14 protein-coding genes are annotated in these 11586 nt (G+C 42.2%); 13 read left to right on the top strand and 1 reads right to left on the bottom strand.

The genetic code is table 11. The annotated features are described in order from the left end of the window. Nucleotides 1-22 precede the first annotated feature (22 nt). The 9 genes from FXF70_RS00220 to FXF70_RS00180 are packed head-to-tail and all read left to right on the top strand — an operon-like array spanning nt 23 to nt 5758. Nucleotides 23-1114: an XkdF-like putative serine protease domain-containing protein gene (locus FXF70_RS00220; protein WP_039169992.1), complete on the top strand. Its 1092-nt coding sequence runs from the start codon at nt 23-25 to the stop codon at nt 1112-1114. A 22-nt stretch (nt 1115-1136) separates the two neighbouring features. Beyond that, on the top strand, nt 1137-2060 hold the full coding sequence (locus FXF70_RS00215) for a phage major capsid protein (RefSeq protein ID WP_008344119.1): 924 nt from the start codon (nt 1137-1139) through the stop codon (nt 2058-2060). A 13-nt stretch (nt 2061-2073) separates the two neighbouring features. Beyond that, nucleotides 2074-2457, top strand: a complete 384-nt coding sequence (yqbG, locus tag FXF70_RS00210) for a protein YqbG (RefSeq protein ID WP_007500574.1) — start codon at nt 2074-2076, stop codon at nt 2455-2457. Further along, nucleotides 2454-2810, top strand: coding sequence for a YqbH/XkdH family protein (locus tag FXF70_RS00205; RefSeq protein WP_017367938.1), 357 nt, complete (start codon nt 2454-2456; stop codon nt 2808-2810). The genes yqbG and FXF70_RS00205 overlap by 4 nt, the downstream gene beginning before the upstream one ends. Beyond that, the gene (locus tag FXF70_RS00200) at nt 2807-3304 is read left to right on the top strand and encodes an HK97 gp10 family phage protein (protein ID WP_025207873.1); all 498 of its coding nucleotides are present in this window, start codon (nt 2807-2809) and stop codon (nt 3302-3304) included. The genes FXF70_RS00205 and FXF70_RS00200 overlap by 4 nt, the downstream gene beginning before the upstream one ends. 4 nt (nt 3305-3308) lie before the next feature. After that, nucleotides 3309-3764, top strand: coding sequence for a phage tail terminator family protein (locus FXF70_RS00195; RefSeq protein WP_041091933.1), 456 nt, complete (start codon nt 3309-3311; stop codon nt 3762-3764). Then, nucleotides 3751-3963, top strand: coding sequence for a YqzN/YkzM domain-containing protein (locus tag FXF70_RS00190; protein WP_008344108.1), 213 nt, complete (start codon nt 3751-3753; stop codon nt 3961-3963). The genes FXF70_RS00195 and FXF70_RS00190 overlap by 14 nt, the downstream gene beginning before the upstream one ends. 3 nt (nt 3964-3966) lie before the next feature. Then, the gene (locus tag FXF70_RS00185; protein ID WP_017367936.1) at nt 3967-5313 is read left to right on the top strand and encodes a phage tail sheath family protein; all 1347 of its coding nucleotides are present in this window, start codon (nt 3967-3969) and stop codon (nt 5311-5313) included. A 1-nt stretch (nt 5314) separates the two neighbouring features. Then, nucleotides 5315-5758: a phage tail tube protein gene (locus tag FXF70_RS00180; protein ID WP_003213309.1), complete on the top strand. Its 444-nt coding sequence runs from the start codon at nt 5315-5317 to the stop codon at nt 5756-5758. A gap of 277 nt (nt 5759-6035) precedes the next feature. On the opposite strand, the gene FXF70_RS00175 is transcribed toward FXF70_RS00180, so the two are convergent. Next, a complete protein-coding gene (locus FXF70_RS00175) occupies nt 6036-6092 on the bottom strand; it encodes a putative holin-like toxin (protein WP_229200408.1) in 57 nt (18 codons plus the stop codon). Nucleotides 6093-6275: 183 nt separating this feature from the next. Here FXF70_RS00175 and FXF70_RS00170 point away from each other — a divergent pair, with 183 nt between their 5' ends. The 4 genes from FXF70_RS00170 to FXF70_RS00155 are packed head-to-tail and all read left to right on the top strand — an operon-like array spanning nt 6276 to nt 11580. Next, nucleotides 6276-6716, top strand: coding sequence for a phage tail assembly chaperone (locus FXF70_RS00170; protein WP_008344099.1), 441 nt, complete (start codon nt 6276-6278; stop codon nt 6714-6716). A 41-nt stretch (nt 6717-6757) separates the two neighbouring features. Continuing rightward, nucleotides 6758-6895, top strand: coding sequence for a hypothetical protein (locus tag FXF70_RS00165; RefSeq protein WP_008344097.1), 138 nt, complete (start codon nt 6758-6760; stop codon nt 6893-6895). A gap of 1 nt (nt 6896) precedes the next feature. Beyond that, on the top strand, nt 6897-10919 hold the full coding sequence (locus FXF70_RS00160; protein ID WP_395947853.1) for a transglycosylase SLT domain-containing protein: 4023 nt from the start codon (nt 6897-6899) through the stop codon (nt 10917-10919). Continuing rightward, nucleotides 10912-11580 carry a LysM peptidoglycan-binding domain-containing protein gene (locus FXF70_RS00155; protein ID WP_025207870.1) on the top strand — a complete coding sequence of 223 codons (669 nt, stop codon included), beginning with the start codon at nt 10912-10914 and terminating at the stop codon, nt 11578-11580. The genes FXF70_RS00160 and FXF70_RS00155 overlap by 8 nt, the downstream gene beginning before the upstream one ends. Nucleotides 11581-11586: the final 6 nt, after the last annotated feature.

Genomic DNA, 11586 nt, shown 5'->3' with positions numbered 1-11586 from the left:
TTTTTTGAAAGGGGGTGAACATATGCCAAGGGAATTAAAAAACGCAAAAATTACACATGTTTCCTATGTGGACAAGGCCGCCAACCAAAAGAAATTTTTCTTGATGAAAGCAAAGAAAAAGCAGCCTGACTTTCAAAAAGAAGTCAGTGTCCTGACGAAGGCAGAGGACGCGCATCGCCTCGTATATGGCGTCGTGTATGAACCCAATACACCTGATGCACATCAAGACTTTATGTCGGCCAAAGAAATTGAAAGAGCAGCACACGGTTTTATGAAAGATGCCCGTCACATTGATAAACAGCATGATTTTCAAGACGGTGTTGGCGAAGTCGTCGAATCATACATTGCCCCAGCGGATTTTGAAGTAGGCGGGGAGCTGATTCAAAAAGGATCTTGGGTACTTGTGACAAAGGCATCACAAGATATTTGGGACCAAATTCAGCAAGGCCATATTACAGGCTACTCAATGGCTGGAACAGCAGACATCATCGCAATAGAGGAACACGATCAGCTCCTATCTCAAGAAACGAACGAGAGAGGGCTTTTTTCTTTGCTGAAAAATTTCTTTTTGAAAGAGGAAGGTGCAAATATGCCACAACAATTTTGGAGCGTTTTAGATCATCTGCTGGAAACGTTGCAGTCAAGTGATGGTGATGAATCTAGCGTAAGAGCGGCACTTGAACAATTGATTCCAATTGTGCAGGATGTGTTGAAAACAAATGATGTCCTCCAAACGATTGGCGAAAGACCAGCATCCGTTCAAAAGCAAGATGCCGGATTAACGACTGATCAAGTACGCGAACTAGAAAAAGCAAAAATGGCCATCGACAACGTTTTACAACAAGCGGATAAACAAGGGACAGATCAAACAGGTGAAGAAGAACCTGTACAAAAAGTGCTGGAGCAAGTGGTTGCGCCAATTCGTCATCAGCTCTCTTCCTTAGAGAAATCAGCAGGCAGAGAAAAAGCAGCGATTCAGGAAGTGCTTCAGCAACAGCTACTGCCTATTTCAGAGCGGATACACATGCTTGAAAAAGCGCGGGGCATTTCTAAACAAACAAATCACGATACACAAAATGATATGACAAAGCCCATATGGGATGGCTTACTATAAGCCTAAATAAGGAGGAAAAAGTGTGAGAAATCAAGAGTTGATTCGCAAGGCTGAAATGACACTTGCCAGCTTAAAAACAGGCGGTCTCATGAACGCAGCCCAATCCAACACATTCATTAGAATGATGCAAAATACACCAACCGTTTTAAATGATGCACGTATCATTCCAATGGAAAGTGATTCACAAAAAATCGAAAAAATCGGCTTCGGTCAGCGCATTTTACGCCCAGCAGAAGAAGGCAAAGCGCTGGATGCAAAAGACCGTGTTGTCCCAGCGACAAGCACTGTCCAGCTCAATGCAAAAGAAGTCATTGCTGAGATCCATATGACGTACGACAGCATTGAAAACAACATTGAAAAAGACGGGATTCAGCAGACCATTATGCAAATGCTGGCGGAACGAGCGGCAGTCGATATTGAAGAACTGATCGTCAACGGTGATACAACTTCACAAGATCCATTTTTAGCTCAAATGGATGGCGTACGAAAACAGGCAGTTTCTCATATTGTCGATGCGAATGGAGCGGAAATTAGCCGTCAAATGTTCAAACAAGCCTATAAAGCGATGCCGTCAAAATATTTACGTGTACCTCAGGATTTCCGTTTTTATACATCCCCAAGTTTAGAGGTCGAGTGGAAAGACCAAGTAGCAAACCGTCAGACAGGTCTCGGAGATGCGGCGATTCAAGGCGGACTTTCTTCTGCATTCGGTGTTCCGGTCAAAGGTCTTGCCAATATGCAGCCATATGATGAAGAAGGAACAGACGTATCAGATATTTTACTGACACATCCGAAAAATATTATCGTAGGATTTTCTCGCAATATTCGTATTGAAGTAGAAAAAGATATTCGCAGCCGTAAGTTTATCATTGTTCTGACAGCGAAGCTCGACAGCAAATTTGAGGAAGAGGATGCTGTAGCCAAAGTAATGAAAGTGAAAGAGTAGGTGACAGCAGGCTATGATCATTTCTGCTGAGGAACTACAAGCCTATTCTGTATTTGATCGCGTGAAAAATCGTTCTGTAGAGAGACTAGCGGCAGATATTATTGAAGCAGAAGCAGCGGTATTTCAAATGGTCGGGCACGATTTTACACATGAAAAATATCAGCCCATTCCTGAAAAAGCAAGGATCGCCTTATTAAAAATGGCCCAGTATTTTGCCATGCTGAATGATGACGAATCCATGATGAAAGGCTTGACTTCAGAAAAAATGGGTGATTATTCATATGCAAAGGCAGCGGACAAAGTGAAAGGCAGACCTTATGTGTATGCCCTTCTTGTTGATTATATTGAACCTTCATTAACTGGCGGCAGCGCCAATTTAAAGGTGAGATCATTATGAGCTATGATTCTCTATTAACGGATCGCTGTGATCTTTTTCACTTGGAGAATGAGGAGGCAGTCCGCGGCAAATTTGGTATACCAGCAGGAGATCTGCAGACGGACCTCACTTATCCTGATACACCAAGTATGAGAGATGTGGCTTGCTATGTTGTAGAAAAAAGCCAGTCACTCGTGCAAGAAGAACCGAATACAGTCATCTATCAGTCCTATCTCGTCCATTTCCCTCTAGCAAGCGACATTCGTTTGCATGACAAAATGGTGTGGAACGGCATCTCACTTAAGTTGCAACAGCCAAAAAGAGTGAAAAATCATCACATGGAAGTGATGGCCGTCAGAAAGGAAAACCTATGAAAATTGATGGACTTGACCGGCTGCTATCCCAGCTCCAACAGGCAAATAGTGGCGGCTTAACGGCGCAATATCAAGAGTGGTTACAGGAAATGGGCTTACAGTTTTTAGACATCATTCAAGATGAAATCATCAAAGAAAAGGCTGTTGATACAGGCCGTCTCCTCAATTCCTTTCAAAAAGGTGACAAGGAGAATCACTTTCTCACTTCCCGAGGCGGGCTCACGCTAGAAGTAGGGACACAGCTTGATTATGCCTCTTACGTGAATGATGGACATGCCATTTCTTCAAATGGAGAACGAAGATGGGTGCCTGGCAGATGGAACGGCAGCCGCTTTGAATATGATCCGAATGCCAGTACTGGCATGATGCTTTCATCTCAATGGATTGAAGGAAATGGGTACTGGGATCATGCCGTCATGCTCTATGAACAAATGTTTGAACACTCGCTGGATCGAAAGCTTCAAAGCTGGATCGATCGACATTTTGGGAGGTGATGGAATGAATCAAGAAGTCGGGGCAATCATGCATTATATATACACACACTTTCCTGTGAAAATGTATGATCGTCTTCTGCCAGAGCGTTTCCAAGTGCCATCTGTTTATGTGCCGCCAGTGACTGTCATTAGTGGTCCAGATACAGTGTCTACTTTTATGAAATCTTATTCGCTGCAAGTGAAAGTGTTTCATATGGATACAGAAAAAGCGCATGATGCGGCGGAAACAGTCGTCGATGCATTGCTTGCTGATCGTCAAATCATTCAGATGATCAGTGAAGATGGAGAGGTGCTTGATGATTATGTCCGCATAAAAAGAGTGGAAACAAGAATCATAGATCAAGGTGTAGCAGCGATTGTCCTGACGTGGGATAGCAGCTATTGGTACAACCGAGATAAACAGCCAAGCCTAGAAGATATCAATTTTTCAGATGGGGTGATCAAACGTGAGCAAGACTAAAAAAACACAGCTCGACCAAACAGCGGGCGAAGAAAAAGAATTTGGCTTTTCATTTGAAGCCTTAAAAGAGCACAGCAAGGATCTTTTTGGGGTAAAACCAGAAATCCTTGAAGGTGCTCTTTTTTATATCAAACATCAACCAATTACAAAAACAGAAGCAAAGAAGCACATCGATGCTTTTTTGTCCAAGGAGGTTTAAAGGATGAACGGAGGCACTTTTACACCAGGTACAGAGAAAAAGCGTCCTGGCATTTACTTTAATTTTAAAACAACAGCAGAGCAGCGAATTACTTTAGGCGAGCGAGGAACAGTTGCACTTCCTCTTGTCATGAGCTGGGGAGAACCAAAAACCTTTATTTCCGTTTCCGATATGGAAGACTTAAATAAAAAGGTCGGGCTTAACATTGATGATAAGTCACTTCTTCTTTTCCGTGAAGCGAAGAAAAAAGCGCAAACGGTCTTGCTTTACCGTCTAAACGAAGGAGAGCCAGCCAAAGCGGAAATCGCAGAAAACTTTGTGGTCACAGCCAATTATGGTGGTCAAAAAGGAAATGAGATCACCATTCAAGTGGCAGAAAATGTACTCGACAGCACAAAACGTGACGTCATCACCTATCTTGGAACAGATATTGTCGATAAACAGGTGGTCAAAGATGTCAAAGATCTTGTGAAAAACAAATACGTTCAATTTTCTGGTGAAGGCGAAGCGGTCATTACTGCTGGAGCGGCTTTAAGCGGCGGGAAAAACGGTGTGGCAAGTGTCGCAGATTATACAGCTTTCCTAGAAGCAGCTGAAACGGAATACTTTGATGTCATTGCACTACCAGTCGATAATAGTGAGCAATTAAAAGCAACATTCGCGTCATTTATTGAGCGTTTACGTGATAAGCAAGGACGTAAGGTGCAAGGCGTTGTGGCTAACTATGCAGCTGATCAAGAAGGAATCATCAATGTCACAAGCGGTGTTGTTTTAGAAGACGGAACAGAACTGACGCCTGCTCAAACAACAGCTTGGGTCGCAGGAGCAAGTGCAGGAGCGAATTTTAATCAGTCACTGACCTTTGTTGAATACGAAGGCGCAGTCGATACATTAGAGCGTCTTGATAATGATCAAGTAGAATACCGTTTATCACAAGGAGAGTTTCTTTTCACTTTCGATGCAAGAGACCGCACGGTGAGCGTTGAAAAAGATATTAACTCTTTGACAAGCTTCACGGTTGAAAAGAACCAGCAAATGGCGAAAAACAAAATCATCCGTGTGCTAGATGCAATCAACAATGATTTAACATTTGAACTGAAAAATTTGATTAAATTACGCAAAGCCAATGGCAATGACATTCCAGCATCAGACGATGGTGTGCAGCTTGTGAAAACACTGATTACACAGTATCTCACACAACTTCAAGATGGAAGCGGCATTACAGGCTTTAACTCAGAAACAGACATCGTCATTGGCCTCAATGAAGATCGTGATGGATTTATCATCGATTTAGCAGTACAGCCAGTAGACGCAGCAGAAAAATTCTATTTCAATGTGGAGGTGAAGTAAGATGGCTTTTAAAGCACAAAATACAATCTCAGGTAAAGAAGGTCGTCTTTTCTTAGAAGGTGAGGAACTTGCCTTTATCAAAACGTTTGAAGCAAACGTGGAGAAAAATAAATCAGAAGTGAACGTAATGGGCCGCCGAATGACTGGCCATAAAACAACTGGGGCAAACGGAACAGGAACGGCAACATTCTATAAAGTTACGTCACGTTTCGTTCAACTCATGCTCAACTATGTGAAAAAAGGGGAAGATCCTTATTTCACTCTTCAAGCGGTAATTGATGATAAATCATCAGGCCGAGGCACAGAGCGTGTGACATTATTCGATGTCAACTTTGATTCAGCTAAAATTGCTGGACTAGATGTCGATTCAGAGGCACTTGAAGAAGAAGTTCCATTTACATTTGAAGACTTTGATCTGCCTGAAAAGCTGAAGAATTCTTTCTAAGAAATGTGGAGGAAATTAGCTAATTAATTAGCTAAATAAAAACCAAATATGCTATAATGCAAATGTAATGAAAAATGAATGCATTTGTAATGCACATTGCATTCAATAACACACAAAATGATGTTTACATGCAAAGCGATTTGCATACAATAAAAAGAAGCCAGGATGCGCTAACATCCCGGCAATGTACAATGAGGCCCTTCAAGGGGCTGGCTTATCAATTAGATAGTTTTAAGGATAGACTTTCCCTTTCACCTACCAAAGCTCAAGGGGGAGTCTATTTTTTGTTTATATACGTCAACAAAGCAAGGATAAACATCCCGAATAAAAGCATTAGGGAAATCGCTTGGAACGTTGACATGAGCATCACCCCCTTCCTATCGGGGATGAGCCAGACACCCTTGAGCAAGCCGTTCAATTGTACGAGTTATATTATACATGAAAAGATTGGAAAGCACATTCAAAAAATGGATGTGCTTTTTTGCATTCAAAAAACAAACAAAAGGAGTTTTTAAACATGAGCGAAAAACAAACATTTGATCTTTCATTTTTTATGCCAGGACAAACAGTAGAAGCAGAAGAGGTCAAAGTACCAATTTCTAAGCGTTTTGTTGATAAAAAAGGGAATGTTATTCCTTTTGTCTTCAAAGCGATTACTACGGAACGTATTGATGAACTGGAAAAAGAAAACACCACGTTCAAAAATGTCAAAGGCAGAGGCCGTGTGAAAGACTTAGACAGCCAGCGCTTCTACGCACGAATTGCCATTGAATCGACGATTTATCCAGATTTTCGCTCAAAGGAATTAAGAGAAGCCTACAGCACACAAGATCCAGTTGAAGTTGCAAAACGTGTTTTATCTGTCGGCGGTGAATACGCAAACTGGTTAAACAAAGCGATTGAAATCAACGGATTTGAAGACGAAATTGAAGATTTAGAAGACGCAGCAAAAAACTAATAAAAGATGGGGATAAGGAAGCGGTGTTTTTATATTACGCCATGCACGAGCTTCACTATTCCCCATCAGAACTCCTCGATTTATACGAAGCACCAAGACAATTTAAGGCATTCTTATTCGGACTCATCAGCTACAAACTTGACATGCTAGAAAAAGAAGCAAAGAAAGGAGGGAAATAAACTGGCGAAGCTCACTGCACGATTTGAATTAGAAGACAAAGTATCAAAGAAGCTGTTGCGCATTCAAAAACGATTTCAAACGTTTGAGAAGCAGCTCAAACCATTTAGAAAACCGGTGAAAATAAGCCTGGAAATAGATGAAAAGAAGCTAAGGAACCTCAATTTATCGATGAGAAGGTTTTCTGTATTATCCATGAAGCTAGATCAAGGAATCTATCGTGATCTCAAATCATTAACAAACCAGCTGAACATGATACCGAAACAGATGATCATATCGATTCAAGCAAAAGGACTAGATGTCATTAAATCCAGTATAGATCGCTTGAAACAATCACAAGCAAGTCCAATCCTGCTGACGTTCAAACTGAATGATCAGTTGTCAGGAAAAATGTCATCAATCAAAAAATCAATCCTTCAGCTCATGAACAGAACGTACTATATGAGATTAAACATGGTTGACCAAGCCACCAATGCCATTCAACGAATCAAAAAGACACTCAAAAGCTTGACAATGGCTAAACATGAGATCAGAGTGTCTGTTCAAGACAATGCAAAGAGTAAGTTGAAAAAACGAGATCAGGCAGAGTCAGTTGTGAAAGAACAAAACATAAAAAAAGAGCCTGAAGCTGTTAGTCCGCCAATTAAAAAGGATGAACCCAAACAGGATTGGCTCCAGAGCCTTGCTAATAAAGGGTTAAATGAAATTCAAAAATATGCAGGTGATGTTGCAGACAAGCTGAAAGAAAAATTAAGTCCTAGAAAGTTTTGGGACGAAAAGGCACTTCCTTGGGTTGAAAATAAAATGGAAGAGTACAAGCAAGATGTGATCGGAAGAATAAAAGAGAAGATTAAATTTAATCCTGAAAAAAAACTAGATGAATTGGTGACCAATGTATTTGATCGTCTCTTTGGTGCAGGTGATCAATCGAATGGAAGTAGCACTCCAGCGCCAACAACAGCGCCAACAACAGCGCCGACAACAGCGCCAACAACAGCACCAACAACAGCACCAACATCCACACCATCAAATTCAGCTCCCAATAAGAAATCTAAGCCGCGAGGTGGTAAAGGTATGTTTCGCAATAGTTGTTGTCCTTGTTGTGCAAGAGGTTTAAGCAGGGGAGGATCTACTAAAACCAAAAATAGAAATGGTCAATCACCAAGACAACCTAGAAATCCAAATGCCACAACAAGAACCGAAATGAATAGAAGACCTCCAAGTAAATTAGGGGATGCGTTGAAAAATATCGGTAAAGGGAGCGGCAAATTATTAAAGAAAGTACCTATTTTAGGCAGTGTACTTAGTGCAACAAATCTAATTGGTATGAAAAAAGAGAATGCTGGTGAAAAGATCGGTGCGACTGGAGGCGGCATCGCCGGAGGGATGGCAGGTGCAGCAGCAGGTGCAGCTATTGGAAGTGTAGTACCAGGAGTAGGCACAGCCATCGGCGGCCTAGTAGGCGGCATCGCTGGCAGTATGGGCGGAGAATCTATCGGTGAAACAATTGGAAAATGGTTTGATGGCGGTGGATTTGAGAAGATTGGCCAAAAAGCCATTGAAATCAAAGATCAAATTGTTGAAGTGTGGTCTACAGTCGCAGACTGGTTTATCCAAAATGTGTGGACACCATTAAGCAGCACGGTTGGCACGGTAGCAACCACGATCTGGACAAGTCTAGTCAATGCCTGGACATGGATACAAGAAACATTCAGTGCAGTCGCAGGCTGGTTTATCGAAAACGTCTGGACACCACTAAGTGGTACAGTCGTTACAGTAGCAACCACGATTTGGACAAGTCTAGTCAATGCCTGGACATGGATACAAGAAACATTCAGTGCAGTTGCGGGCTGGTTTATCGAAAATGTCTGGACACCGCTAAGCGATACAGTCGTTACAGTAGCAACCACGATCTGGACAAGTCTAGTCAATGCCTGGACGTGGATACAAGAAACATTCAGTGCAGTAGCAGGCTGGTTTATTGAGAATGTGTGGACACCGCTAAGCAGCACAGTTGTCACAGTCGCTACGGGGATTTGGACAGCATTATCAAATGCGTGGAAAACCATTCAATCAATTTTTGGAGCAGTATCCTCTTGGTTTATGAACAATGTATGGAATCCGCTTGTAGAAACGGTTGGAACCATTAAAGATAGCATTGGGAAGAAGTTTGAAGAAGCGTATAAAGTGGTGACAGATATATGGAATGGATTATCCAAATGGTTTAAAGATAATATTCAGACACCGATCGTAAAAGTGGCTGGTGCCATAAGTGATGGTTTTTCTAAAGCATTTAACTGGGTTAAAAAGATTTTTGACAAAGCGGGCGATGGCATTAATTTTGTAGTAAAACATTTATTTGGAGATCCTGATAAAAAAGCCACAGGCGGCTATATCACCCAGCCTACCTTATCATGGATTGGTGAAGCAGGTAACGAATTTGTCATTCCAACTCAAAATAACCGGGGTCGTGGGAAGATGCTGCTTGCACAGGCTGCTTCTCATCTTGGAATGTCTGTTGTGCCAAGCAGCAGCGGAGCAGCAAGTCCAGTTTCTAGCTCTCCAGCTCCAATAACGCCAAATGCTCCAGCAGCTCCAACTGCTTCTGCCGGTTCAATTGGTGGAACGGTTTCAATGAATGGAAACATCCAATCTGCCAGCATAGGTGAGCAATTTAATCATGATTTTGAACAAGGGCTGAATCAAAAGGTGGTTTCACTTGATCAATGGAAGCAAAAAAACATTCAGCAGCCATTTAATCAAATGACATCAGATTCAGGAAAGTACGGACAACAAACGGTATCGGCATTTGCTACTAGCCAGCAAATGACACCAACAGGAACTGACAGCTTTTTGCAAAGTCGTGTAAAAGCACCATACCAACAAGTGATGACAGCATCACCAACTTGGGGTTCTGGAACTGTTAGTGGCTTTGCAACAGGTCAAAATGCCACATCAATTGGCACAAGCCAATATGTAGACCAACACGTCAAACAACCATTCCTGCAGGCCAAACAAGAATCACCAGGATGGGGTTCAGGAATGATCGACGCCTTCAATAGCGGCATGCGTTCAAAAGCAAGTGAAGTCACACAAGCTGCCAAAGAAATGGCGAAGAAAGTGGAACAGGCGTTTAGAGAAGAACTAGACATTCATTCTCCTTCACGTGTCATGATGAGTCTAGGGAAATTCGCATCGATTGGTGTCGTCAAAGGGCTCGATTCAGTTGATGTGAAAAAGTTTGCTGAAAATCAAGCGGGTTCATTAATCGGAGCGTTCAGCGGTATGGGTGCTTCAGGTCTTAGTGTTCAGCAATGGCTCATGGCAGCTCTGATGGCGACTGGCACATCGATGAGCTGGCTTCCAGGTCTTATGACAATCGCTCAGCACGAATCAAATGGTAACCCGAAAGCCATCAACTTGTGGGATTCCAACGCCAAGAAGGGAACGCCTTCTAAAGGGTTAATGCAAACCATTGGACCGACCTTCCATTCCAATAAAGGCAAGGGCATGAATGATATTTGGAACCCAATTCATAATGCCGTAGCAGCCATTAACTACATTAAGGGCAGATATGGAACAGTCTTCAATACACCGGGATTACGGAGTATGAAAAGAGGCGGTCCTTATAAAGGCTACGCCAATGGCGGTCTGATTACTCAGGAGCAGGTAGCTAGAGTCGGTGAAGGAAACAAACGCGAATGGATTATTCCAGAAGAAAGAGGCATTCGCGGGAGATATTTATTGACGCAGGCAGCGAAGGCACTTGGAATGCAAGTCTATGATCCATCAAATGCATCTGCTCCTTTACCAGAATCACAGATGCAGCAAGTCACCTCAGCACAGCCAGCTGGGAATACAACAACGTCAGGCAATAAACAAATCACCATCCAGTTCAATGGTGATCAGCATTTCCATAATGGACAGGATCAGCAATCGCTTGTCGAAAAAATTAGACAAATGCTTGTAGACGAACTGGAAGTAGAGCTTCAGACAGGAACGAAAGGGGTCGTGATCGATGGGTAAATCAGTGTATCAATTGTGGATTTCCCAAGGCAAGGAGAAGCTGCGATTCCCTGTTCTTCCATCCGAACTTGAGATCACAAATAATGTACAAAATGAAACAGTGAAGGTCTCCTCCTTTGGAGAACTGACTTTTATTGATGTACCATCAGCTAAACAAGTATCATTCACCTCATTATTTCCTAAGAAATATTCGCCAATTGCAGAATATAAAAGCATTCCATCACCAGAGAATGCAATAGCGAAAATTGAACGAATGATGCGTTCAAAGAAGTCTGTGCGCCTGATTGTGACAGGGACTAAAATCAATATGACGTGCAGCATTGAGAGCTTCACACACAAGGAAGGGTCTTATGACATAGGCGATCGTGAATTTACGATCGCGCTAAAGGAATATAAAACCGCATCGCCTAGGAAAATCAAGCGAAAGAAAAAAGCGAAACAAACCAAAAAGAAAAGACCCTCAAAAACACCACCAAAATTGTACACTGTCAAAAAAGGAGATACTCTGTGGGCCATTTCAGGCCGTTTTTATGGCGATAGTACAAAATGGCGGCGTATTTGGAATGCCAATAAAGCAGCGATGATCAAACGAAGTAAACGGAATATTAAACAGCCGGGACATTGGATTTTTCCAGGGCAAAAATTGAAAATACCACAATAGGGGGGC

The sequence above is a fragment of the Bacillus sp. Y3 genome, assembly GCF_008123875.1.
GTDB classification, from domain to species: Bacteria; Bacillota; Bacilli; order Bacillales; family Bacillaceae; genus Bacillus; species Bacillus altitudinis.
The sequence above is the reverse complement of the archived record's forward strand: the minus strand, read 5'-3'. Positions and strand labels throughout refer to the sequence as shown.